Annotated in this window: 20 protein-coding genes and 1 other RNA gene; 9 read left to right on the top strand and 12 right to left on the bottom strand. The window is 56.1% G+C overall.

Annotated features, from left to right (window positions below):
* Positions 1–22 precede the first annotated feature (22 nt).
* The 9 genes from FCL49_RS03965 to ppsR form a co-directional block, all read right to left on the bottom strand.
* Positions 23–808 carry a heme ABC transporter ATP-binding protein gene (locus FCL49_RS03965; RefSeq protein WP_174352512.1) on the bottom strand — a complete coding sequence of 262 codons (786 nt, stop codon included), beginning with the start codon at positions 806–808 and terminating at the stop codon, positions 23–25.
* Positions 801–1,805: a FecCD family ABC transporter permease gene (locus FCL49_RS03960; RefSeq protein ID WP_174352511.1), complete on the bottom strand. Its 1,005-nt coding sequence runs from the start codon at positions 1,803–1,805 to the stop codon at positions 801–803. The genes FCL49_RS03965 and FCL49_RS03960 overlap by 8 nt, the downstream gene beginning before the upstream one ends.
* The gene (locus tag FCL49_RS03955; RefSeq protein WP_174352510.1) at positions 1,805–2,635 is read right to left on the bottom strand and encodes a heme/hemin ABC transporter substrate-binding protein; all 831 of its coding nucleotides are present in this window, start codon (positions 2,633–2,635) and stop codon (positions 1,805–1,807) included. Before FCL49_RS03955 ends, FCL49_RS03960 begins: the two co-directional genes overlap by 1 nt.
* Positions 2,632–3,666 (bottom strand): hemin-degrading factor, encoded by a 1,035-nt coding sequence (locus FCL49_RS03950; RefSeq protein WP_174352509.1) that lies wholly within the window; start codon positions 3,664–3,666, stop codon positions 2,632–2,634. The genes FCL49_RS03955 and FCL49_RS03950 overlap by 4 nt, the downstream gene beginning before the upstream one ends.
* Positions 3,667–3,729: 63 nt before the next feature.
* On the bottom strand, positions 3,730–5,814 hold the full coding sequence (locus tag FCL49_RS03945; protein WP_174352508.1) for a TonB-dependent hemoglobin/transferrin/lactoferrin family receptor: 2,085 nt from the start codon (positions 5,812–5,814) through the stop codon (positions 3,730–3,732).
* Positions 5,815–5,907: 93 nt separating this feature from the next.
* Complete coding sequence (gene hemP / locus FCL49_RS03940) at positions 5,908–6,093, bottom strand: hemin uptake protein HemP (protein ID WP_012144902.1); 186 nt, start codon at positions 6,091–6,093, stop codon at positions 5,908–5,910.
* 168 nt (positions 6,094–6,261) lie between these two features.
* Positions 6,262–6,747: a glutathione peroxidase gene (locus FCL49_RS03935; protein ID WP_135316321.1), complete on the bottom strand. Its 486-nt coding sequence runs from the start codon at positions 6,745–6,747 to the stop codon at positions 6,262–6,264.
* 104 nt (positions 6,748–6,851) lie between these two features.
* Positions 6,852–7,898 (bottom strand): 3-deoxy-7-phosphoheptulonate synthase, encoded by a 1,047-nt coding sequence (locus FCL49_RS03930; protein ID WP_174352507.1) that lies wholly within the window; start codon positions 7,896–7,898, stop codon positions 6,852–6,854.
* Between the two features lie 197 nt (positions 7,899–8,095).
* A complete protein-coding gene (gene ppsR / locus FCL49_RS03925; protein WP_174352506.1) occupies positions 8,096–8,974 on the bottom strand; it encodes a posphoenolpyruvate synthetase regulatory kinase/phosphorylase PpsR in 879 nt (292 codons plus the stop codon).
* 475 nt (positions 8,975–9,449) lie between these two features.
* Between ppsR and ppsA the strand changes: the two genes are divergently transcribed.
* Positions 9,450–11,828: a phosphoenolpyruvate synthase gene (ppsA, locus tag FCL49_RS03920; protein WP_174352505.1), complete on the top strand. Its 2,379-nt coding sequence runs from the start codon at positions 9,450–9,452 to the stop codon at positions 11,826–11,828.
* A 111-nt stretch (positions 11,829–11,939) separates the two neighbouring features.
* On the opposite strand, the gene rprA is transcribed toward ppsA, so the two are convergent.
* Together rprA and ydiK are read right to left on the bottom strand one after the other, a co-directional pair.
* An RNA gene (gene rprA, locus FCL49_RS03915) (antisense sRNA RprA) lies at positions 11,940–12,050 on the bottom strand.
* Positions 12,051–12,301: 251 nt separating this feature from the next.
* Positions 12,302–13,402, bottom strand: coding sequence for an AI-2E family transporter YdiK (gene ydiK / locus FCL49_RS03910; protein ID WP_012144907.1), 1,101 nt, complete (start codon positions 13,400–13,402; stop codon positions 12,302–12,304).
* Between the two features lie 254 nt (positions 13,403–13,656).
* On the opposite strand from ydiK, the gene ydiJ reads away from it, so the two are divergent.
* Both ydiJ and menI read left to right on the top strand, forming a co-directional pair.
* On the top strand, positions 13,657–16,713 hold the full coding sequence (gene ydiJ, locus FCL49_RS03905; protein WP_174352504.1) for a D-2-hydroxyglutarate dehydrogenase YdiJ: 3,057 nt from the start codon (positions 13,657–13,659) through the stop codon (positions 16,711–16,713).
* Positions 16,710–17,126: a 1,4-dihydroxy-2-naphthoyl-CoA hydrolase gene (gene menI / locus FCL49_RS03900; RefSeq protein ID WP_174352503.1), complete on the top strand. Its 417-nt coding sequence runs from the start codon at positions 16,710–16,712 to the stop codon at positions 17,124–17,126. The genes ydiJ and menI overlap by 4 nt, the downstream gene beginning before the upstream one ends.
* 53 nt (positions 17,127–17,179) lie before the next feature.
* On the opposite strand, the gene FCL49_RS03895 is transcribed toward menI, so the two are convergent.
* Positions 17,180–17,584 carry a hypothetical protein gene (locus tag FCL49_RS03895; protein ID WP_004943694.1) on the bottom strand — a complete coding sequence of 135 codons (405 nt, stop codon included), beginning with the start codon at positions 17,582–17,584 and terminating at the stop codon, positions 17,180–17,182.
* Between the two features lie 555 nt (positions 17,585–18,139).
* Here FCL49_RS03895 and sufA point away from each other — a divergent pair.
* From sufA to sufE, 6 genes are all read left to right on the top strand, one after another.
* Positions 18,140–18,511, top strand: coding sequence for a Fe-S cluster assembly scaffold SufA (gene sufA, locus FCL49_RS03890; RefSeq protein WP_174352502.1), 372 nt, complete (start codon positions 18,140–18,142; stop codon positions 18,509–18,511).
* Between the two features lie 14 nt (positions 18,512–18,525).
* The gene (gene sufB / locus FCL49_RS03885) at positions 18,526–20,022 is read left to right on the top strand and encodes a Fe-S cluster assembly protein SufB (RefSeq protein WP_026142350.1); all 1,497 of its coding nucleotides are present in this window, start codon (positions 18,526–18,528) and stop codon (positions 20,020–20,022) included.
* A gap of 42 nt (positions 20,023–20,064) precedes the next feature.
* Complete coding sequence (sufC, locus tag FCL49_RS03880) at positions 20,065–20,811, top strand: Fe-S cluster assembly ATPase SufC (protein WP_135316339.1); 747 nt, start codon at positions 20,065–20,067, stop codon at positions 20,809–20,811.
* Complete coding sequence (gene sufD, locus FCL49_RS03875) at positions 20,786–22,072, top strand: Fe-S cluster assembly protein SufD (RefSeq protein WP_174352501.1); 1,287 nt, start codon at positions 20,786–20,788, stop codon at positions 22,070–22,072. Before sufC ends, sufD begins: the two co-directional genes overlap by 26 nt.
* Positions 22,069–23,289, top strand: a complete 1,221-nt coding sequence (sufS, locus tag FCL49_RS03870; RefSeq protein ID WP_174352500.1) for a cysteine desulfurase SufS — start codon at positions 22,069–22,071, stop codon at positions 23,287–23,289. The genes sufD and sufS overlap by 4 nt, the downstream gene beginning before the upstream one ends.
* A gap of 95 nt (positions 23,290–23,384) precedes the next feature.
* Positions 23,385–23,798, top strand: coding sequence for a cysteine desulfuration protein SufE (sufE, locus tag FCL49_RS03865; RefSeq protein ID WP_174352499.1), 414 nt, complete (start codon positions 23,385–23,387; stop codon positions 23,796–23,798).
* Positions 23,799–23,854 lie beyond the last annotated feature (56 nt).

The raw sequence follows: 23,854 nt of genomic DNA, 5'->3' as shown, positions 1-23,854 counted from the left end.
GATAACGCGCCCGGTAAATAAACTACTGACGCAAATACACCTGTGGCAGCGCCACTTCCGGGTGATAAACCACGCCCAGATCTGCCTGATACCAACGGGTGAGAATATCTGCCTGCAACACTTCCTGCGGCGTGCCCGTCGCGACCAATTGCCCCTGATGCATCAATAAAATGCGATCCGCATACAATGCCGCGAGATTGAGATCGTGCAATACACAGCACACCGCAATCGGCTGTTGCCGCGTCAGCGTACGCAGCAGCCTGAGCGTATGTTGCTGGTGGTAGAGATCCAGCGCCGAGGTCGGTTCGTCCAAAAACAGCCAGGCCGGCGTGGGCTGCGGCTGCCAAAGCTGCGCCAGCACGCGGGCGAGTTGCACTCGTTGCTGTTCACCGCCGGAAAGCTGACGATAATCGCGCTGAGCCAATTCGAGACAGTCGGTTTGCGCCATCACTTGCTGCACCGCCTGCTGTGCGTCGCGTTTTCCGTGGGGCGCGCGGCCCATACTGACCACTTCCTCTACGGTAAAGGGGAAGGCCAGATCGCTATGTTGACGCATGACCGCGCGCACTTTCGCCAATTGCTGTGGTTGCCACTGTTCCAGCGGTCGCCCGAGCAACTGGCATTCGCCACAGCCTGGGGCCAGATAACCGGTTAACAGGCGCAGTAACGTCGACTTACCGGCGCCGTTCGGCCCAATAATCGCCACCATCTCGCCGCTATTGATGCTGAGCGAGACATCGTTGATCAACCGCCGCGAACCCAAGCTGTAACGTAACTGCTGCGCCGTCAGGCTTGCTGTGTTATCCACCCACACGCTCCCGCTGGCGCATGACCAGCCATAAGAAATAAGGCCCGCCGATCAGGCTGGTCATCAAACCGACCGGCATTTCTGCCGGAGCCACCAGCGTGCGTGCCAGCGTATCGCTGACCAACAGCAGGCAGGCCCCCCCCAGTGCGGAACAGGGCAGCAGCCAACGGTGGTCGCCACCGAGGCGCATGCGCACCAAATGCGGCACCACCAGGCCGATAAAGCCAATCACGCCACTCATCGCAACCGCGGCACCTATCAGCAATGCGCTTAACAGCAGCAGCTGTAGCTTGGCACGCTGAACATTCACACCGAGGTAATGCGCCTCTTCATCTCCCAGTTGCAGCAGATTCAGGCGACGCGCCTGTAATAGCGTCAGCAGGGTGGTCGGCAGGATCAGCGAGGCGGAAACGGCGAGAGTTGGCCATTGTGACTGGCTCAGGCTGCCCATCATCCACAGTGAAAATTGACGCAGTTGCTGGTCACTACTGAGGTAAGACAACACGCCAATCGCCGCCATGCACAGGGCGTTGATGGCGATACCCGCCAGCAGCAGGCGCGACAGGCTGCCGTGGCCGCTGCGGCTGATGCCGTAAATCAACAGCGAGACCAACATGCTGCCGAGAAATGCCGCCAGCATGTGGCCATACAGGGCAATTACCGGCGGCAGGGCCAGCGGCATAACAATAATCAGCGCAACAAACAGCGCGCCGCCGCTGCTGATGCCCAACAGGCTGGGATCGGCCAACGGGTTACGGAACAACCCCTGCATTACGGCTCCGGACACCGCCAGCGCGCAACCTATCACTACCGCCAGCAGCACGCGCGGCAAACGGATATTCAGCCAGATATGCCAGGAGGTGTCGCTGAAAGGCTGCTGCCACAGGGTGCGGAATGACAGCGTCAGCGCGCCCATATTGGCCGCGCCCAAGGCCAAGAGCGCCAACAGTACCAGCAGGCCGGTCATTGCCAGTCGGGGGGAGGTACGGCAGCGCATTACTTTTGCTCCGCCGCATCACGCAGTTTGGCCAGCGCGGCAGGGGTTTCCAGCCCAAAACCCAGCAGCGCCATATCGTCAACTACCAGTACGCGGTGTTGTTTACCTGCCGGGGTGAGTGCCATGCCGGGCAGTTTCCACAGCTGTTGCTCGCCGCCGAGCGTTTTTATGCCGTCAGTGGTGACCAGCAGCAAATCCGGCGCGCTGGCTATCACGCCTTCCTGCGACAGCGGGCGATAGCGGCTGAAGCCCTGCATGGCATTCTTCAGACCCGCAGCGGTGATGACCGCGTCGGCGGCCGTGTGTTGCCCGGCCGCCATTGGCGTAATACCGCCGTGGCTCATGACGAACAGCACCCTGACCGGCAACGCATCGGTTTTCACCGCCGCCAATTGCTGCTGGTAACGGGTGCTCAACTGCTTGCCCTGCTCGGTACGCTGGAGCGCACTGGCAATCACAGCGATTTTTTCCGGTACGCTTTGCAAAGTGGTATCACCGGGAATGCGCACCACTTTAACGCCGCTCTCTTCCAGCTGTTTGAGCACCAGCGCCGGCTCAGCCAATTCGGTGGTCAGCACCAGCGTGGGTTTCAGCGCCAAAATACCTTCGGCATTGAGCTGACGCATATAACCGACGTCCGGCAGTTTTTTAACCGCTTCCGGCTGCAGGCTGGTGCTGTCTCGCGCTATCACTTCATCGCCCGCGCCCAGGGCGAAGGCAATTTCGGTGACGTCACCGCCTATCGAGACAATACGTTCCGCCGCCGCAGCGGTGAACGGCAACGCCAGCGTAATGTACAGCGCCAGACGACGGGTCAATGAAGGTATCATGCGGCAATATCCTTGGGTTCAAGCGCGGCAACCTGCTCACGCCACTGAGTTTGCTCCGGCTGGCCTTCGGTGCGCTGGCCGTAAAGTTGTGCTATCTGGGTACCGTCGGCGGCAAACAGTTCCAGACTGGTGACGAAACCGTCTTTGGTGGGCTTGCGGGTGATCCAGCTTTCGGCGATCGCGTCTTCGATCAGGTGCAGAGTGAAGCGGCGATTGAACACGTTAATCCAGCCTTCCTGCGGCATCAGGCGTTCAATCTGACCGGTGAAGATTTGCACGCAGCCACGGTTGCCGACAAAAATCATGATTTCGTTCTGCAGGCCCATCGCGGCGTTAAGCAATTGGCTCAGGGCGCCGTTATCGACCCGATAGGCCAAATCGTTACCGACGGCGCTGAAGGCTTGCTGGCGGGTTAGTTTATTGCGGCTCAGCAACTGGAAAAACTGGTGAACGTCGGTCATTGCACGCCATTCCTGGTCGATTTTCTCGGCATCTGGCGAGGCGTTACTGACCGTGGCGTCTGCCGGTTGCAGGTCCAGTGTCGGGTTTTCCGCATTCAGGTGGCGTTCAACCAGCGCCATCCAGGCAGGGAGGTCGGTTTCATCGGTGGTGTAAACCTTATGCAGTGCGTCGCCCTGATGATCGAAGAACTGAATGCTGTGACGCACACCGCGCTTGTTGGTTTCGCTCATGGCGAAAGCGCTGGCCCACTGGTTGAGGAACAGACGCAGATCCAACTCACGCGGATTGAGGATCAGCCCGGCGTGGCCGTTCAGGTGTTGGTTGCGATAACGACCCATTTGCTCATGCACCGCGTAGCTGTTACGGGTAATGGATTTGGTGACGCCAACCTGTTCGAGTTCGGTCAGCAAGGTACGGGCATCGGCCTGCAGACGACGGGTGTCCTGACCGACGCGGGCATGGGTCAGTTCCGCTTCGCTGACGCCAAGAATTTCAGCCAGGTCACGCGCATATTTGCCTGGGTTATCAATTTTTGCCTGCTGATAGCGTGCATAGAGGGTATTGCTCATTGCGGGTTCTCCTGTGTGAGATTCAGGCGGCGGGCAATCTTCATGCCCGCCGGATTCAAAACATTACCACTGATAGCTGACCAGCAGTTTGGCATTGCGCCCGTCCTGCGGAATGCCCTGTGGCGAGTAGTATTCTTTATCAAAGGCGTTGCCCAGCACCACCGTGGTGGTCACGCCCTGCAGGCGATCGCGGCCTTTATAGCTCAGGTAGAAATCGTTGACGCCGTAGCCGCCTTGTTCTGCGGTGCCGGTTTCTACGCGGGTGGCTCGTTGGGCCACCGTGGCCACCCAGCCGGTCGACAGGCCGGTTTCACCCAGTGGCACGTCCAGCGTGCTGGTGACCGTGTCCGGATTGATGCTGTTTAGCCATTCGCCGCTGCTTTGATTTTTTCCGCGAGTCCGGTTATACGCCAGATCCCAGCCAAAAATGGCGGTTTTGTAGCTCAGCGTAGCGTCCCAGCCCCAAATTTTTGCACGGTCGATATTGGTCGAGAAAGTGGTGCAACTGATGCAATAAGGGCCTCGAGGGCCACGACCCAGCTCCATGGTGACATCCGTGGTGATGTAGTCGCGGGCTTTGGTATCGAAGTAGCTGGCTTTGAATTGCAGGCTGTCATCAGCCAGTAGCAGATCGTCAAAGCGCAGCCCGAAGCCGTATTCCTGGGTGGCGTTGGTTTCCGGCTTCAGGTTCGGGTTAGGCACCCAGTTGTTGGTAATGGTGGTGGGGCCCATGGGAATGGAGAAGTGTTTGGAATCGTTGTACATCTCTCCCATGGTCGGGGCGCGGAAAGCCTGCGAATAAGAGCCGAACAGCATTAGCCAGTCGGTTGGTGTCACCGTGACGGCGCCGCGCGATGACCACTTGTCGGCGTCAACATCGGCGTAACCGTCACTGGAACCTTTGTAGTTATCATAACGCGTCCCGGCAAGCAGGGTGACCGGCAGGTCGCGCAGGGTAATTTCGTCCTGCAACCAGCCGGAAGCAAAGTTGATTTTCGCCTGTGGGAAGCTTTCTGTCGCGCCACCCGGTGTCTGCTCCTGCTTGTAAGCTTCGCTGCCATAGGTCAACAGGTGAGAGGCGAAGGTATCGGCAAACAAACGGCTGCGGTTTTCGAGCTTGGCACCGCGAGTGGTTTGCTTGCGCGCTTCATCCTCACTGCCGTTGGTGTGGGCGTTGATCTCCACTTCGGAGTAATAGATTTTGGCTTCGGCGTCGAGCCAATCCTGACCCACAGGTTTCAGTTTGTAGCCCAGTTGGCCGTCGCGTTGAATGGTCGAGCGGTCGGTCATCAGGTTACCGCTGCTGCTGGCCGATTCCTGCGGGTTTTTCGGCTCTTGCGCCCGGTTGTTGTAGTAGCGCAGGTCGCCGCTCAATGACTGATTCTCATCGAGCGTCCAGGTGCCCTTGGCCAGCAGATTGCTGATGGTTTCATCATTGGGGGCATCAAAGCCGTTGCCCTGACGCAGATTGCCGACGTCGCGGGTGCCAAATGACAGCAGGCCGTCGAGAGTGTCGGTTCTGCCGTAGGTGCTGGCCCCCATGCCGAGGCTGTGATCGCCACTGCCGGCGGTGCCATACACCCGATAGCCGCTATTATGGCCAGGTAACAGCAGATCGGCGGCATCTACGGTTTCATAAGCAATTACGCCCCCCAGTGCACCACTGCCATACAGCAGGGCGGAAGGGCCGCGCACCACTTCGATGCGTTTCACCAGTGCCGGATCGAGAAAGGTGGCGCCAAGATGCCCGGTATCGGTGCCCTGACGGATGCCATCCACCAATGTCAGCACGCCATTTTTACCGTAGCCACGCATGAAAACGTCCTGACCATTACTGCGGCCGGTGCCATTGACGGTAATGCCCGGCACACGGCGCAGCATATCGCCGGCGCTGGTGGCGGTCTGGCTTTGCGGTGTATCGGCCTGAATCACTGTGACCATCATCGGCGCTTCAAAGCTGCTGCGCGCATTGCCGGTGGCGGCTACCGTCATGGTTTCGTCGCTGGCTTTGTCCTTTTTAACCGATGCCGTCGCCGTGGAAGAGGAAGGGGTTTCGCTGGTTTGTGCAAAAGTCACCGTCGGCAGAGCACAGGCAATCGCCAGACTCAATGCGGATAAACGCAGCCGGGTGGAATAGATCAGAGGCATGTCGCAACTCTCCGTATGTTTTAAACATATCAATAGATTTGCTGGCTGCCTGGATCAAAAAGGATCTGGGTGGCTGGCGTTAAGGGATGGGAATTATTTGGTCAGGATCAATTTCCCGGCTTTGGTCTGTCGTAACTGATAGCGCTGGCCCTGATGGATGATGATCGCCACGCCATCGGCATCGAGCAGTTGCGCACTGTCGTAGCAAGGCGGCGTGGCCAGGCCGCTTTCAGCGGTGTGAGCAGCCTGGGCAGGCGTGTTGTGGTGGTGATTATCCATCGTCATATGTTTATGAAACAGGCCGTTAAATAGTAATTAATATCAAAGTGAGAATCATTATCATGTGAACGAAAGGTTACATCAAGGAAAATTTTCTTACCCATGGAAGCTTTTTGCAGGAAGGAGAGGTATGACGGGCTGAGGCGGCTCAGCCCGCAAAATTCAGGGTTATTTCAGCAGGGTTTCGATGCGCTCAAACAGGCGTTCGGGTTTGGTGATCGGCGCGTAGCGTTTCACCCGCTGGCCGTCGGCGGTCAGCAAGAACTTGGTGAAGTTCCATTTGATGCGTTGAGTACCCAGTACGCCTGGAGCCAGGCGTTTTAACTCGTTAAACAACGGATGCGCGCCAGGGCCATTAACTTCAACCTTGCTGAACAGCGGGAAGCTGACGCCATAGTTCAGCGTGCAAAAGTTGGCAATCTCCAGCGGGTCACCGGGCTCTTGTGCGCCGAACTGATTGCAGGGAAAGCCCAGCACCATCAGGCCGCGTTCGCGGTAGTACTGCCACAGATTTTCCAGCCCGTGGTACTGAGGAGTAAATCCGCATTTGCTGGCGGTGTTGACCACCAGATAAGCTCGGGCAGGGAAATCGCCCAGGGTTTTGTGTTCCCCTTGCAGGGTGACGCAGGGGATAGATAACAGTGAATGGATCATGCCTAGGCTCCAAATCCGTTCCATGGGGGAACTGCGAGAATTGCTACCAGTATAGATGAGTGAGTGGGGGGCGGAAAAGCCGGGGCGGGGCCCCGGCGATGGGATCAGAAGCGGGTGTCTACCGCATCGGCCAGCATGGCCAGCAGCTGTTCGCTGTCGGACCAGCTCAGGCAAGGGTCGGTGATCGATTGGCCATAGGTCAGCGGTTGACCGGCAACGATTTTCTGGGTGCCTTCCACCAGGAAGCTTTCTGCCATGACACCGGCAACGGCGACGGAACCGGCGCGGATCTGCTGGCAGACGTTTTCGGCCACTTCCAACTGGCGACGATGCAATTTCTGGCAGTTGCCGTGGCTAAAATCGATCACCAGTTGCTCCGGCAAATCGAATTCGCGCAGGCTGTCGCAGGCGGCGACCACATCGGTAGCGTGGTAGTTCGGCGTCTTGCCGCCACGCATGATGATATGGCCATAAGGATTGCCGCTGGTCTGATAGATAGTCATCTGGCCGTGTTTGTCCGGCGACAGGAACATATGGCCGGCGCGGGCTGCACGAATGGCGTCAATCGCTATACGGGTGTTGCCATCGGTGCCATTTTTAAAGCCCACCGGGCAGGACAGTGCCGAGGCCATTTCACGGTGGATCTGGCTTTCGGTGGTCCGTGCGCCAATCGCGCCCCAACTGATCAAATCAGCAATGTATTGGCCAACGACCATGTCGAGGAACTCGGTGGCGGTCGGCAGGCCGAGCTGGTTCACTTCCAGCAGCAGCCTGCGCGCCATTTCGATCCCGCGATTGACCTGGAAGGTGCCATCCAGGGCCGGATCGGAGATCAGGCCTTTCCAGCCCACCACGGTGCGCGGTTTTTCAAAATAAGTGCGCATCACGATTTCGAGGCGGTCCTGGTAACGGATGCGCAGCGCATTGAGTCGGCCGGCATAGTCGACGGCGGCGTCAAGATCGTGGATAGAACAAGGGCCGATGACCACCAACAGGCGACGGTCTTCACCGGTCAGGATTTTTTCAATTCGTTGCCGTGAGGCCGTTACGCTGTCCGCGATTTCCGCCGAAATTGGCAACTTCTCCGCCAGCTCTTGCGGCGTGACGAGGCTGTCGATGCGCGCGGTCCGCAGTTCATCTGTTTTGTGCATGATTTTCTCTAAAAACTTTTCTTCTCTGCGGCAGGAGTGCCGGGAAGTGATGGCGATCACAATAACGTAAAAACCGATGAATTCAACCGGAGAAACTGTGTTCTGTTGATCAGAACCGCTAAAAAAAGCACAAAAAACGTGGCCTGTGGGGAAATAATCAACAGATGGCAGGGGGCTTCCCCACCATCTTGTCAGGATCAGAACATCCGGCGACTCATTCCCAGAATATCCAGGATTTTGGTCGAGATCTCTTCCACCGAATAATTGGTGGTATTCAGATAACGGATCTGGTTTTTACGAAATAGCGCTTCGACTTCCGCAAGCTCCATCCGGCACTGGCGAATGGAAGCATAGCGGCTGTTTTCACGCCGTTCTTCACGGATGGCGGCTAACCGCTCCGGATCGATCGTCAGGCCGAAAAGCTTATGCTGAAACGGTTTCAGCGCGGCGGGGAGGTGCAAGTTGTCCATATCGTCGGCGGTAAACGGATAGTTGGCCGCGCGGATGCCGAATTGCATCGCCAGATACAGGCTGGTGGGAGTTTTACCGCAGCGCGAAACGCCGAGCAAAATCACCTGCGCCTGATCGAGGTTACGCAATGAAATGCCGTCATCATGGGCTAACGTGTAGTCAATAGCCGCGATACGGGCGTCATACTTGCCGAGATTGCTGGCGGTCAACCCGTGGGTGCGGTTAGGCACCGGGGTCGGTTCGACTTCCAGTTCGCCCTGTAACGGGCCAACCAGCGCCTGCACGATGTCCTGACAGAAACCTTCGCTCTGGGTAATGACCTTGCGCACTTCCGGCGAAATGATCGAGTAGAACACTAACGGCCGCACGCCGGTATCACGATAGATATCGTTAATCTGCTGGCAAACCCCACGGGCCCGGGCTTCGGTTTCCACAAAGGGCAGCGTAAAGGTGGTGGCCTTCACCGGAAATTGCGACAACACCGCGTGACCCAAAACCTCCGCGGTGATCGCCGTACCGTCCGAAATATAAAAAACGCTTCTTTCCACCCTGGGCTCCTTACCTGAAATTGTGACGTCACTATCACGTCTATTGGTCCTTATCATGGGCTGCAGAGGATCCCACGGTAAAGGGGCAGGCAAAAAAATTGTGATAGTGCGGGCAGAGTCGATGAATAAACGGTCGGTCAGGGAATAAACGATGGCGATAAAAACACGGGGCTAAAACACTATTTTAAATTTTATGAAAAACGGAGGTTTATTTCCCATGAGGAATTATTGGTCATGATGGCGCTATTTTCATCAAAGACAATGCAAATAACAGGGTTTTTAAAACTGAAGTTTAAAAAATACTTAATTTGTTGAGATTTAAGCTATTAGTGCGACAGGGAACGATTCCAGGCCGGATTTCCGTTTCAGGAAGTTTTCCTAAAATCCACTTTCTTCAGCGGGTTGATCGATTCACCTTTCCATTTCCTATGGATCATTGTGCTAGTCTGACTCGGCACCGTTTTAGCGGCGCTGAGAAAGCAAGCGAATTAAATCCGTCTATACCCTACTGATAGCAATAAGGATTGTCTCGATGTCCAACAATGGCCCAGACTTGCGTAATGTGCTTTGGTACAACCAGCTCGGCATGCACGACGTTGACCGTGTCGGCGGCAAAAATGCCTCCCTCGGTGAAATGATCACCAATCTTTCCGATTTGGGCGTTGCCGTGCCAAACGGTTTTGCCACCACCGCGCAGGCGTTTAACGATTTCCTCGAGCAAAGCGGTGTTAACCAGCGCATCTATCAGTTACTGGATCAAACTGACGTTGACGATATTGCTCAATTGACCAAGGCGGGCGCGCAAATCCGCCAATGGATTATCGACACGCCGTTCCATGCGGAATTCGAGCGTGAAATTAACCTGGCTTATCAGCAACTGGCCGACGGCGAACCGGAAGCGTCATTTGCCGTGCGTTCCTCTGCCACCGCAGAAGACATGCCGGATGCCTCCTTTGCCGGCCAGCAGGAAACCTTCCTCAACGTGCAGGGTATCGACGCCGTGATGGTGGCGATTAAGCACGTATACGCCTCCCTGTTTAACGACCGCGCTATCTCCTACCGGGTGCATCAGGGTTATGACCATCGCGGCGTGGCCTTGTCGGCCGGCGTACAGCGCATGGTGCGTTCTGACCTGGCGTCTTCCGGCGTCATGTTCACCATCGATACCGAATCCGGTTTTGATCAGGTGGTGTTTATCACCTCAGCCTTTGGTCTGGGCGAAATGGTGGTGCAGGGCGCCGTCAACCCGGACGAGTTCTATGTGCACAAACCGACGCTGCTGAGAGGCAATCCGGCCATCGTGCGCCGTAACCTCGGTTCGAAGAAAATCCGCATGGTGTATGCGCCATCGCAGGACCACGGTAAGCAGGTACAAATTGAAGACGTGCCAGAGCAGCAACGCAATCGTTTCTCTCTGACCGACGAAGAAGTGCAGGGGCTGGCCCATCAGGCAATCCTGATCGAAAAACACTACGGCCGCCCGATGGATATCGAGTGGGCCAAAGACGGCCATACCGGCAAATTGCTGATCGTGCAGGCCCGTCCGGAAACCGTACGCTCTAACGAGCAAACCATGGAGCGTTATCAGCTTAACGCGACCAGCCCGGTGCTGGTGGAAGGGCGCGCTATCGGCCACCGCATTGGCGCAGGTCCGGTGAAGGTCATCCATAACATCAGCGAGATGGACCGTATTGAGCCAGGCGACGTGCTGGTGACTGACATGACCGACCCGGATTGGGAACCGATCATGAAGAAAGCCGCCGCCATCGTCACCAACCGTGGCGGCCGTACCTGCCACGCGGCGATCATTGCGCGTGAACTGGGCATTCCGGCGGTGGTTGGCTGTGGCAACGCGACCGATCTGCTCAAAGAAGGCCAACAGGTCACCGTTTCTTGTGCAGAAGGCGATACCGGCTTCGTCTACAGCGATATCCTCGATTTTAACGTGCAGAGTTCCGAAGTGACCGAATTGCCGGATCTGCCGCTGAAGATCATGATGAACGTCGGCAACCCTGACCGTGCCTTTGACTTCGCGCGTTTGCCGAATGAAGGTGTGGGCCTGGCCCGTTTGGAATTTATCATCAACCGTATGATTGGCGTGCATCCGAAGGCGTTGCTGGAGTTTGATCAGCAGACTCCGGAGCTGCAAGCGGAGATCAAAACGCTGATGCAGGGCTACGACCATCCGGTCGAGTTCTATGTCGGCCGTTTGACGGAAGGGATCGCAACGTTGGGCGCTGCGTTCTGGCCGAAGCGAGTGATCGTGCGTCTGTCCGACTTCAAATCCAATGAGTACGCGAACCTGGTCGGCGGCGAGAAGTATGAACCGCACGAAGAAAACCCAATGTTGGGCTTCCGCGGAGCCGGTCGTTACGTGTCCGACAACTTCCGTGACTGTTTCGCGATGGAGTGTGACGCGGTAAAACGCGTGCGTAATGAGATGGGCCTGACCAACGTTGAGATCATGGTGCCGTTTGTTCGCACGGTAGAACAGGCGGAAGCGGTGGTGGCCGAATTGGCACGCCAGGGCCTGAAGCGCGGTGAGAACGGCCTGAAAGTGATCATGATGTGCGAGATCCCATCCAATGCGCTGTTGGCGGATCAGTTCCTGCAGCACTTTGATGGCTTCTCCATCGGCTCCAACGACATGACTCAGTTAACCCTGGGGCTGGATCGTGACTCGGGCGTGGTGTCTGAGCTGTTTGACGAGCGTAACGAAGCGGTGAAAATTCTGCTGTCGATGGCGATTCAGGCGGCCAAGCGTCAGGGCAAATACGTCGGTATTTGCGGTCAGGGCCCGTCTGACCATGAAGACTTTGCCGAATGGTTGATGGATCAGGGTATTGACAGTCTGTCGCTCAATCCGGATACCGTGGTGCAAACCTGGGTTAATCTGTCGAAGAGAACATAATTTTCTCGATAGGGAATAATTATCAAGGCTAAAGCCGTAACTCAGGTTACGGCTTTTTTATTTCTGAATGTAAATAAAATGGCGTGGTGAATAAAGACGGTCAAAAAAAGAATAAAAAAAAGCCCATCATAGAAGACGGGCAAAGACTACACACAGCAATTCACATGTATGGCATTACATTGTTTGGAAATCTTGCTTTAAATCAGGTATTTGAAGCAATAGATGGCAATAATACTAGATATTTAAGCGTCATTAGTCATTAAGAATCGTCTTAATCAATCGGCCTATTAGAATTTATTTTTAACCGAGGTCTATTTTAACGCAGTACTAAAAAGATGTATTTATTCAGTATGTTTAAATAATGGTCATCAGGTCAGAAAACGTTGGCGATTTTTATTATTGCGGAAGATTTATTCCACAAAAAGCCATCGGGAAAAGGAGAGTTCTGCCCGGTAACCCGGGCAGAAGAGGGATTACATCTGTTCCAGATCCTTGGCAACTTCTTCCAGGTCGGCAGTCGGTTCCGGCGCTTCATTCATCCAGGCAGTGAGTAAACGGTAAGACACCGCCAACACCACCGGGCCGATAAACAGGCCAATCATGCCGAAAGCCAGTAAGCCACCGATAACGCCGGACAGGATCAGGATCATCGGCAGATCGGCGCCCATGCGGATCAGCACTGGCCGCAGCACGTTATCCAGCGTGGCGACCACGCAACTCCAGACCAACAGCACGGTGCCCCAGGTGGTATCGCCACTCCAGTACAACCAGATGATTGCCGGAACCAGCACCAGTAACGGCCCCAACTGCGCCACGCAGCAGATAAAGATCAATACCGTCAGCAGGGTCGCGGCAGGGATGCCGGTCACCGCCAGGCCAATACCGCCCAGTACCGACTGCACCAGCGCCGTCACCACCACGCCCAGTGCTACCGCGCGGATCGCCTGGCCACCCAGCACCACGGCAGCGTCGCCTCTTTCGGCACCCAGACGCGTGGCAAAGTGGCGAATGCCCAAAGCCACTTGCTCGCCGCGTGCATACAGCAACACGCTAAACAGCAGCATCAATGTGCAATGCAACAGCAGGCGGCCAATATGCGCGGCCTGTGCCACAAACCAGGTGGCGGTCTGGCCGAAGTAAGGCTGTACCTTCGCCACCAGTGCACTGCCTCCGGCGTTCACCAGGGTGTGATAACTGTGATAGACCTTATCGCCGATCATCGGGATCGATTGCAGCCAGGCCAGATCGGGAATATGCAGTTTGCCCGGCGTGCTGGCCCAGGCGACGATGGGCGCGCTGTTGTCCACCACGCTGCTGACCAGCAGAGAGATTGGCAGAATAAACAGCAGGATCAGCAGTATCGTCATCACCAGTACTGCCAGTGAACGTCGCCCCCAAAGTATTTTTTGCAGCTTAATCAGCAGTGGCCAGGTGGCGATGACCACCATGCCGGCCCAGGCAAAACCGAGAATAAAAGGTTGAATGACCCAAAAACAGGCGACGATCATTATGGCGATAAACAGCACGCCAAAAATAATCCGTGGCAAATCATAGCGGGATTTCGGGATTGTCATGAATGGGTTCTCATTCTGGTCAGTTAACTCCTTGGGATCGTTTAATCATGGTGCACGTTGATGAAAAACGACAGCACGGCGCACCTTTTGTTGCGAGCGATTCTGCGGCAGGACAATTGCAATAATCTGCATGCCTTCACTAAACGAGTATGTTAGTTTTTATCTCTAATAAAAAACAGGGTGGGTCTGAATAAAGGCCTGATTCAGCGTGCATAATGACGCATAAAAATTAGACAGACAGGGTCAAAAAGCGAATGATCCCACAGATTTCTCAGGCGCCCGGCCTCGTTCAACGGGTGCTCGATTTTTTGGAAGCGTTGAAGCAAAACGGGTTTAACGGCGATATCGCTACCAGCTATGCCGACCGGCTGACGATGGCGACCGATAACAGTATCTATCAGTTGCTGCCTGACGCGGTAGTGTTTCCCCGCTCCACTGCGGATGTGGCACTTATTGCACGTCTGGCGGCCGAAGAGCGCTTCACTGCGCTGACCTTCAGCCCACGCGGTGGTGGGACAGGGACCAACGGGCAGTCGCTCAACAGCGGTATTGTGGTGGATATGTCGCGCCACATGAACCGCATTCTTGAAATCAACGTCGAGCAGGGCTGGGTCAAGGTTGAGGCCGGGGTTATCAAGGATCAGCTCAACCAGTACCTGCGGCCGTTCGGTTATTTCTTCTCACCGGAGCTTTCCACCAGTAACCGCGCTACGCTCGGCGGCATGATTAACACTGACGCCTCCGGTCAGGGATCGCTGGTCTACGGCAAAACTTCCGACCACGTATTGGGCTTGCGGGCGGTGCTGCTGGGTGGCGATATGATTGACACCCGCGCCATGCCGACGCCATTGGCGGAAACGATTGCCAACGAAGACACGGTTGAAGGGCGCATCTATAACCGGGTGCTCAACAGCTGTCGCGATCAGCGGGCGTTGATCCTGGAAAAATTCCCCAAGCTTAACCGTTTCCTGACCGGCTACGATCTGCGCCATGTGTTCAGCGACGACCTGCAAACCTTCGATCTGACACGCATTCTGACCGGCGCCGAAGGGACACTGGCGTTTATCACCGAGGCGCGGCTGGATATTACGCCGCTGCCGAAGGTGCGCCGGTTGGTGAATGTTAAATATGACTCCTTTGATTCCGCACTGCGCAACGCGCCTTTTATGGTGGAAGCCAAAGCGCTGTCGGTCGAGACTATCGACTCCAAGGTACTGAACCTGGCACGCGAAGATATTGTCTGGCATTCGGTCAATGAACTGATCACCAACGTGCCGGATAAAGAGATGCTGGGTCTGAACATCGTTGAGTTTGCCGGCGATGACAAGGCACTGATCGACCAGCAGATGGAGGCTTTGTGCCTGCGGCTGGACGAACTAATTACCGAGCGAGAGGGCGGAGTGATTGGTTATCAGATTTGTGGCGATCTGGAGGGCATCGAGCGCATTTACAACATGCGTAAAAAGGCGGTCGGGCTATTGGGCAATGCCAAAGGGCGCGCCAAGCCGATCCCGTTTGCCGAGGACACCTGTGTGCCACCGCAGCATCTGGCCGACTACATCGTTGAATTCCGTGAGTTGCTCGATAGTCATAACCTCAGCTACGGCATGTTTGGCCATGTGGATGCCGGTGTGTTGCACGTGCGTCCGGCTCTCGACATGTGCGACCCGCAGCAGGAAGTGCTGATGAAGCAGCTTTCCGACCAGGTGGTGGCGTTGACCGCCAAGTATGGCGGCTTGCTGTGGGGGGAGCATGGCAAAGGGTTCCGCGCCGAATACAGCCCGGCGTTCTTTGGCGACGAGCTGTACCTGGAGCTGCGCCGTATCAAGGCCGCTTTCGACCCGGACAACCGACTCAATCCCGGCAAAATCTGTTCGCCGCTTGGCGTCGATGCGCCGATGATGAAAGTGGACGCCGCCAAACGCGGTACCCTTGATCGTCGCATTCCGGTCGAGGTTCGCACCTCGTTCCGTGGCGCCATGGAGTGTAACGGCAACGGTTTGTGTTTCAATTTTGACGTCCGCAGCCCAATGTGTCCGTCAATGAAAATCACCGGCAGCCGCATTCACTCGCCAAAAGGGCGGGCGGCGCTGGTGCGTGAATGGCTGCGTTTGCTGTCCGAACAGGGTGTCGATCCGCTGGAACTGGAAAAGCAGCTGCCGAAGCAGCGTGTCAGCTTCAGGGCGCTGATCGAGAAAACCCGCAACAGTTGGTACGCCAGCAAAGGGGAATACGATTTCTCGCACGAAGTGAAAGAGGCGATGTCCGGCTGTCTGGCCTGCAAGGCCTGCTCCACTCAGTGCCCGATTAAAATCGACGTACCCGGCTTTCGCTCGCGTTTCCTGCAGCTTTATCACACCCGTTATCTGCGACCGGCGCGTGACTATATGGTCGCCGGGGTAGAGAGTTATACCCCGTTGATGGCAAAGGCGCCAAAGGTGTTCAACTTCTTCTTCCGCCAGCCCTGGGTGCGTGAACTGAGCCGCAACAGCATCGGCATGGTTGATTTGCCGATGCTTTCCAGCCCGACGCTGCGCCAACAGCTCTCCGGCCACGGCGCGCTCAGCATGACGCTGGAACAGCTGGAAGCGCTGAACCCGCAACAACGCGAACAGCATGTATTGATCGTGCAGGATCCGTTTACCAGTTATTACGACGCCAAAGTGGTGGCGGACTTTGTACGGCTGGTGGAAAAGTTGGGTTATCGCCCGGTGCTGTTGCCGTTCTCACCCAATGGCAAGGCGCAGCATATCAAAGGTTTCCTGACGCGCTTTGCCCGCACCGCGCGCAAGACCGCCGATTTTCTCAACCGGGTGGCCAAGCTGGGCATGCCGCTGGTGGGGGTCGATCCGGCGCTGGTGCTGTGTTACCGAGATGAATATAACGAGATCCTCGGGGAAACTCGTGGCGACTTCCAGGTGCAATTGGTGCACGAATGGCTGCAACAGTTGCTGGCCGAGCGTGCCGAGCAGCCGGCCACCGGTGAAGCCTGGTATCTGTTCGGCCACTGCACCGAGACCACGGCATTACCGACCAGCAGCCAACATTGGACGTCGATCTTTGCGCGTTTTGGCGCCAGGCTGGAAAATGTCAGCGTTGGCTGTTGTGGTATGGCGGGGACTTACGGGCATGAAGTCAATAACCTGCAGAATTCACTCGGCATTTATGAGCTATCATGGCACCAGGCGTTACAACGTTTGCCACGGCAGCGTTGCCTGGCGACCGGCTATTCCTGCCGCAGCCAGGTCAAACGCATTGAGGGTAACGGAGTACGACACCCATTACAGGCACTTCTGGAGATGATTGAGTGAAACTGTGGAAAAGAGAAACGACGCTGGAACAATTAAACCAGGCCGGTGAAGGCTGCATGGTCAGCCATGTCGGCATCCGCTTTACCCGGCTGGAGGAGGACTACCTCGAGGCCACCATGCCGGTCGACCAGCGCACCCGGCAGCCGTTTGGCCTGCTGCACGGCGGGGCATCGGTCGTGCTGGCAGAGTCGATGGGGTCGATGGCCGGTTATCTGTGCTGCGAAGGTGAGCAGAAGGTGGTGGGGCTGGAAATCAACGCCAACCATTTGCGGGCAGCATTTGAAGGCGAAGTCCGCGGTGTGTGCCGTGCGCTGCACGTTGGTCGTCGTCATCAGGTGTGGCAGATCGAAATCTTCGATTCGCGCGATCGTCTGTGCTGCACCTCGCGCCTGACTACCGCCGTCATCGATTAAGCGTTTTACCCCGCAGGCAGCCCTGTCTGCGGGTATTTTGTCGTTCAACCGGATTACAGCTGAAAAGGCACCCGCTTGACGAAATCCTTCTGGAAGGCGTTGGCCTTCTCCCAGGTCCCTTCCATCGCATATTTCTGGCAGATCAGGGTCAGGGTATGACGGGCAAAATGATAGCTCTGCACCCGGAATAGCTGGCAGCGCTGCGGATTATTGATTTCCACGATCAGCCGATTATGCAGTTTGCTCAGCGCATGCAGGTAGCTTTCATCATCGCCATTCTCCAGACACAGATTCGCCATGTTCAGACTGACGTTGTTATAGCGTTTCAGGTGGTTGATGTTGCACTCAGGTCGCCGCAGTGACGCCTCCGCCATATAGAAATCTACCGTGGCGTCGCGCACGCTGAATTTGTAGTCATCAATTTTTCCCAACAGCCACGCATTCATCGAGATATTCATTTGCCCACGCCCAATGCGAATTGAATGATAATCATTATCATATTTATTGACGCGTTGGTGATCAATCATTCTGTTGAATTATTTATTGTCGGCAGGGGATGCATAGGGGCAGTAGCGACCCAATATAGCCAGTAGCGACTAAACTTTAATCAGAGGTGGCCGCTTCTGCCTGCTCGGTTGGGTGAGTGGAATGGCGTGAAATGCGCCTTATTGTCGATAAACGCATTTTTAAGACAGACAAAATGCAGAAATAGGTATTTTCTATGAATGTTTAAATCGACAGAAAAAGCCCGGCCCTGTAAAGCGTTCGAGCCGATGGGTAAACGCAATGGTGATACAGGATGTGCAGTAAATTCATAAGGATAAAATGATTCCATTTCTGACCGGCAGCGCCTGGCGCGCTGACTGTCCCGCGCGCTTGCCGCATGCCGAAGTAAAAATCCGGGCTTTTAGCGGATACCCCTGTAAAACAAACGGTTGAAGTGATAATCGTTATCACTAACATAGTAGCAACCCAGATTGGCTGTGGAAAAACACGAGTGTGAGGTAGGCCATATGCAAACGGAAAATGTCGGCACCTTTTCTCTGGACGAAAATGTCTGGCAAGGCATTTTGCTCAGTGACAATGCCGTACAACAAATTACGAAACTAATGCAGCAGGACTCGCAGGTGAAGGGGCTGCAACTCGGGGTGAAGCAGTCAGGCTGCGCCGGGTTTGCCTATGTGCTGGATCTCACCCGTGCCCCTGCTGACGACGACCTGCTGTTTGAGCGCGATGGCGCCAAATTGTATGTGCCGTTGAAAGCCATGCCGTTTATCGATGGCACCACGGTGGATTTTGTCCGTGAAGGGCTGAATCAGATATTCAAATTTAATAACCCTAAAGCTCAGCATGCCTGCGGGTGCGGCGAGAGTTTTGGCGTTTGAGCGATGCAATCAACATGACACGAAGCAATGTAGAAATGCCTAATGAAGTGCAGGCTTGGGTCAGCGAAGGTCGCTACAAAGAAGGGTTTTTTACCCAGTTGGCCACCGACGAGTTGGCGATGGGCATCAACGAAGACGTGGTGCGCGCGATCTCGGCCAAGCGTAACGAACCTGAGTGGATGCTGGAGTTCCGCCTGGAAGCCTACCGTGCCTGGCTGCAAATGGAAGAGCCGCACTGGCTGAAAGCGAACTACGAGCGCCTGAACTATCAGGATTACAGCTATTACTCGGCGCCGTCCTGCGGCAGCTGTGATGACGCCTGCGGCTCGCAGCCCGGCGCGGAGCAGCAACCTGGCGCCCCGACCGACAACAATTACCTGACCAGCGAAGTTGAACTGGCGTTTAACCAGCTCGGCGTGCCGGTGCGTGAAGGCAGTGAAGTGGCGGTGGACGCTATCTTCGACTCGGTCTCGGTTTCGACCACCTACCGTGAAAAACTGGCGGAGAGCGGGGTGATTTTTTGCTCGTTCGGCGAAGCCATTCATGAATACCCGGATCTGGTGCGCAAATACCTCGGTCGCGTAGTGCCTTCCAACGATAACTTCTTTGCCGCCCTGAATGCGGCGGTGGCCTCCGACGGTACCTTTGTCTATGTGCCGAAGGGCGTGCGTTGCCCGATGGAGCTGTCGACCTATTTCCGTATCAACGCCGCCAAAACCGGCCAGTTCGAGCGCACCATCCTGATCGCCGATGAAGGCAGCTATGTCAGCTACATCGAAGGCTGTTCTGCCCCGGTGCGCGACAGCTACCAGCTGCATGCGGCAGTGGTGGAAGTGATCCTGCACAAAGACGCCGAAGTGAAATATTCGACGGTGCAGAACTGGTTCTCTGGGGGTGACAGCAAGGGCGGCATCCTCAACTTTGTGACCAAGCGCGCGCTGTGTGAAGGTGCGGGCTCGAAAATGTCGTGGACCCAGTCGGAAACCGGTTCGGCAATCACCTGGAAATACCCCAGTGTGATCCTGCAGGGGGATAACTCTATCGGTGAATTCTTCTCGGTGGCACTGACCAGTGGCCATCAGCAGGCGGACACCGGCACCAAGATGATCCACATCGGCAAGAACACCCGTTCGACCATCATCGCCAAAGGCATCTCCGCCGGGCACAGCGAGAATACCTACCGCGGGCTGGTGAAGATCCTGCCGGGTGCGGAAAACGCGCGTAACTTTACCCAGTGTGACTCGATGCTGATCGGGCCGGATAGCGGCGCTCATACCTTCCCGTATGTTGAAGCACGCAACAACAGTGCGCAGCTGGAACACGAGGCGACGACCTCAAAAATTGGTGATGACCAACTGTTCTATTGTCTGCAGCGCGGCATCAGCGAAGACAATGCCATTTCGATGATCGTCAACGGGTTCTGTAAGGACGTGTTCTCTGAGCTGCCGCTGGAGTTCGCCGTTGAGGCACAGAAGTTATTGGCCATCAGCCTGGAACACAGCGTGGGCTAACCGCCGGATTTACAGCGCGAAAGCGCGACCTAAGGACACTGCATGTTAAGTATCAAGAATTTAAAAGTCAGCGCGGAAGGCAACGAGATCCTCAAGGGCCTGAGTCTGGAAATCAAACCGGGTGAAGTGCATGCCATCATGGGGCCGAACGGCTCGGGCAAAAGCACGCTTTCTGCGACCCTGGCCGGGCGCGAAGAGTATGAAGTGACCGCGGGCGAAGTGACCTTCAAAGGCAAGGACCTGCTTGAACTGGCACCGGAAGACCGTGCCGGTGAAGGGGTGTTCCTGGCGTTCCAGTATCCGGTGGAGATCCCCGGCGTCAGCAACCATTTCTTCCTGCAGACCTCGGTCAATGCAGTGCGTAAATATCGCGAGCAGGAGCCGCTCGATCGCTTCGATTTCGCTGATTTTATCGAAGAAAAAATTGAGTTGTTGAATATGCCGCCCGATCTGCTGACCCGTTCGGTTAACGTCGGCTTCTCCGGCGGCGAGAAAAAGCGTAATGACATCCTGCAGATGGCCGCGCTGGAACCGGACCTGTGCATTCTGGATGAAACCGACTCCGGTTTGGATATCGATGCGCTGAAAATTGTCGCCAACGGCGTTAACTCACTGCGGGACGGCAAGCGTTCGTTCATCATCGTCACGCACTACCAGCGCATTCTGGACTACATCAAACCGGATTACGTTCATGTTCTTTCCCAGGGGCGCATCGTCAAATCCGGCGATTTCACCCTGGTGAAACAGTTGGAGGAGCAGGGCTATGGCTGGCTTACCGACGAACAATAATTCGCGCGCGCTGCAGCAACTCTACAGTCTGTTTGAAGCCCGCGGCGGCGAGCATTCCGCCCATGCGCTGGCGCACTGGCAACAGGCCTTGCGCCTGGGCTGGCCGACCCGCAAGCATGAAAACTGGAAATATACCCCGCTTGAAGGTTTGCTGGAGCAACAGTTCCTGGAGCCGCCGCTCGAAGCGGTGACTGCCGCTCAGCGGGATGCATTGGCGCTGGATATCGACGCTTACCGTTTAGTGTTTATCGACGGGCGCTTCAGTGCGGCATTGAGCGACAGTGAGCTGGGCGATTACCAGTTTGAGGTGGCCCCTTACGGCACGCTACAGGCATTGCCGGAGCCGATCCAGGCCGAAATCTTCCTGCATCTGACCGAAAGTCTGGCGCAGGAAACCAGCATTATCCGCGTGGCGGCCGGCAAAATTGCCCAGCGGCCGTTGTATCTGTTGCATATCAGCAGCGGACGCGGCGCTGAAGGTGAAGTGAATACCGTCCATCACCGCCATCATCTTGATATTGCGCGTAATGCGCAGGCGGAGGTGATCGAGCATTACGTCAGCCTTAATGATGCCGCGCATTTCACTGGCGCACGCCTGACCGCTAACGTGGGTGACAATGCTCAACTGCAGCACTGCAAACTGGCATTTGAAAGCCAGCCGAGCTACCACTTCGCCCATAACGATCTGGTGATTGGCCGCGATGCGCGGGTGAAGAGTGACAGTTTCCTGCTCGGGGCGGGGCTGACGCGGCATAACACCAGCGCACAGCTCAACGGTGAAGGCTCCAACCTGACGATCAACAGCCTGGTGCTGCCGGTCGGTAAAGAGGTCTGCGATACCCGCACTTACCTGGAGCATAACAAGGGTTATTGCGAGAGCCGCCAACTGCACAAAGTGGTGGTCAGCGATCGCGCCAAAGCGGTGTTTAACGGCATGATCAAAGTGGCCAAACACGCGATTAAAACCGATGGCCAGATGACCAACCACAACCTGCTGCTCGGCAAGGTGGCGGAGGTGGATACCAAGCCGCAACTGGAAATCTACGCTGATGACGTGAAGTGCAGTCACGGTGCTACCGTTGGGCGCATCGATGAGGAGCAGCTGTTTTATCTGCAATCGCGCGGGATCGACAAGCATGCGGCGCAGCAGATGATCATCTTTGCCTTTGCCGCGGAGCTGACCGAGGGGATTGGCAACGACACCATCCGTGAATCGGTGCTGGCGCGGATTGCGCAGCGCCTGCCGGGGGAGGCTGCATGAGTTTTCCAATTGAACGGGTACGCAGTGAATTTCCGCTGTTGGCGCGCGAGGTCAATGGCCAGCCGCTGGCTTACCTCGACAGTGCCGCCAGCGCGCAGAAACCGCAGGCAGTCATCGATCGCGAGCTGGATTTTTACCGTCATGGCTACGCGGCGGTACACCGGGGCATCCACACGTTAAGCGCCGAAGCGACGCAGGAAATGGAAGCGGTGCGTGAAAAGGTGGCGGCGTTTATCAATGCCGGCTCGGCGGAAGAGATTGTGTTCGTCAAGGGCACTACCGAAGGCATCAATCTGGTAGCCAACAGCTTTGGCCGCCATTTTTTGCAGCCCGGTGACAGCATTATCATCACCGAGATGGAACACCACGCCAACATTGTACCCTGGCAGATGCTGGCGCAGGAACGCGGGTTGAACCTTCGCGTCTGGCCGCTACAGCCAGATGGCACGCTGGATTTGGCCCGGTTGCCGGGCTTGATCGACGCGTCCACCAAACTATTGGCGCTAACCCAGGTGTCTAACGTGTTGGGCACGGTGAACCCGGTGCAGGAAATAACGGCGCAGGCGAAAGCTGCCGGTCTGAAGGTACTGATCGACGGTGCACAAGCGGTGATGCACCAGCGGGTGGATGTTCAGGCGCTGGATTGCGATTTCTACGTGTTCTCCGGGCATAAGCTGTATGGGCCTTCCGGCATCGGTATTCTTTACGGTCGTCAGGGGCTGTTGCAGCAAATGCCACCCTGGGAAGGGGGCGGGTCGATGATCCAACAGGTCAGCCTGACGGAAGGGACTACTTACGCCGAGCCACCCTGGCGCTTTGAGGCCGGTTCACCCAACACCGCCGGCATGATGGGGCTGGGTGCGGCAATTGACTATGTGAATGCGCTGGGGCTGGAGGCGATTGGTGACTACGAGCAGTCGCTGATGCATTACGCGCTGGAGGCTCTGCAACAGGTACCCCGGCTTAAAATCTACGGCCCGGCAGAACGTGCCGGGGTGATTGCCTTTAACCTGGGTGAGCACCACGCCTTTGACGTAGGCAGCTTCCTGGACCAGTACGGCATTGCCATTCGTACCGGACACCATTGCGCGATGCCGCTGATGGCGTTCTATAATGTGCCGAGCATGTGCCGCGCTTCGTTGGCGTTATATAATACGCGCGATGAAGTAGACCGGCTGGTGGCCGGGTTACAGCGTATCCAAAAACTGCTGGGATAGGACAGACCGGAGCTTAATCCCTCCGGGTGAATCAATGCCTGTAGTCAGTGACATGGGGTCGGCATGCCGGCCCCTGAATGATTGAAAGGATCCTCATGGCGAACTTGCCGGACAAAGATAAGTTAGTGCGTAATTTCTCCCGTTGCCTGAATTGGGAAGATAAGTACCTGTATGTCATTGAGCTGGGCGCCAAGCTGCCGGCGCTTGACGATACGGAACGTCAGGCGGGCAATCTGATTTCCGGCTGTCAGAGCCAGGTATGGATTGTGATGCAGCTTGATGAGCAGGGGCGTGTTGAATTCCATGGCGACAGTGATGCGGCAATCGTCAAAGGGTTGCTGGCGGTGGTGTTTATTCTTTATCACCAAATGACGCCGCAGCAGATTGTCGAGCTGGATGTTCGCCCCTTCTTCGCCGAATTGGCGTTGAGTCAGCACCTGACACCGTCACGTTCGCAAGGGTTAGAGGCGATGATCCGCGCTATCCGCAGTCAGGCTGCCAAGTTGTGACATAGCGGTAGACTCATTGATGCGTTACTGGTATTTCCTGTGTCAATGAGTCTTTA

The sequence above is a fragment of the Serratia proteamaculans genome (assembly GCF_013337185.1).
In the GTDB taxonomy this organism is placed as follows: domain Bacteria; phylum Pseudomonadota; class Gammaproteobacteria; order Enterobacterales; family Enterobacteriaceae; genus Serratia; species Serratia proteamaculans_D.
Note: the sequence above shows the minus strand (reverse complement) of the source record. Positions and strands in the feature narration are given on the sequence as shown.

Bases quoted from the DNA above. Each gene is read 5' to 3' on its own strand.
- FCL49_RS03945 (WP_174352508.1), bottom strand. From the start codon at position 5,814: ATGCCTCTGATCTATTCCACCCGGCTGCGTTTATCCGCATTGAGTCTG.
- FCL49_RS03950 (WP_174352509.1), bottom strand. From the start codon at position 3,666: ATGAGCAATACCCTCTATGCACGCTATCAGCAGGCAAAAATTGATAAC.
- ydiJ (WP_174352504.1), top strand. From the start codon at position 13,657: ATGATCCCACAGATTTCTCAGGCGCCCGGCCTCGTTCAACGGGTGCTC.
- ppsA (WP_174352505.1), top strand. From the start codon at position 9,450: ATGTCCAACAATGGCCCAGACTTGCGTAATGTGCTTTGGTACAACCAG.
- FCL49_RS03935 (WP_135316321.1), bottom strand. From the start codon at position 6,747: ATGATCCATTCACTGTTATCTATCCCCTGCGTCACCCTGCAAGGGGAA.
- FCL49_RS03955 (WP_174352510.1), bottom strand. From the start codon at position 2,635: ATGATACCTTCATTGACCCGTCGTCTGGCGCTGTACATTACGCTGGCG.
- sufC (WP_135316339.1), top strand. From the start codon at position 20,065: ATGTTAAGTATCAAGAATTTAAAAGTCAGCGCGGAAGGCAACGAGATC.
- sufD (WP_174352501.1), top strand. From the start codon at position 20,786: ATGGCTGGCTTACCGACGAACAATAATTCGCGCGCGCTGCAGCAACTC.
- sufB (WP_026142350.1), top strand. From the start codon at position 18,526: ATGACACGAAGCAATGTAGAAATGCCTAATGAAGTGCAGGCTTGGGTC.
- ydiK (WP_012144907.1), bottom strand. From the start codon at position 13,402: ATGACAATCCCGAAATCCCGCTATGATTTGCCACGGATTATTTTTGGC.
- sufA (WP_174352502.1), top strand. From the start codon at position 18,140: ATGCAAACGGAAAATGTCGGCACCTTTTCTCTGGACGAAAATGTCTGG.
- ppsR (WP_174352506.1), bottom strand. From the start codon at position 8,974: ATGATAAGGACCAATAGACGTGATAGTGACGTCACAATTTCAGGTAAG.
- FCL49_RS03930 (WP_174352507.1), bottom strand. From the start codon at position 7,898: ATGCACAAAACAGATGAACTGCGGACCGCGCGCATCGACAGCCTCGTC.
- hemP (WP_012144902.1), bottom strand. From the start codon at position 6,093: ATGGATAATCACCACCACAACACGCCTGCCCAGGCTGCTCACACCGCT.
- sufS (WP_174352500.1), top strand. From the start codon at position 22,069: ATGAGTTTTCCAATTGAACGGGTACGCAGTGAATTTCCGCTGTTGGCG.
- FCL49_RS03960 (WP_174352511.1), bottom strand. From the start codon at position 1,805: ATGCGCTGCCGTACCTCCCCCCGACTGGCAATGACCGGCCTGCTGGTA.
- FCL49_RS03895 (WP_004943694.1), bottom strand. From the start codon at position 17,584: ATGAATATCTCGATGAATGCGTGGCTGTTGGGAAAAATTGATGACTAC.
- sufE (WP_174352499.1), top strand. From the start codon at position 23,385: ATGGCGAACTTGCCGGACAAAGATAAGTTAGTGCGTAATTTCTCCCGT.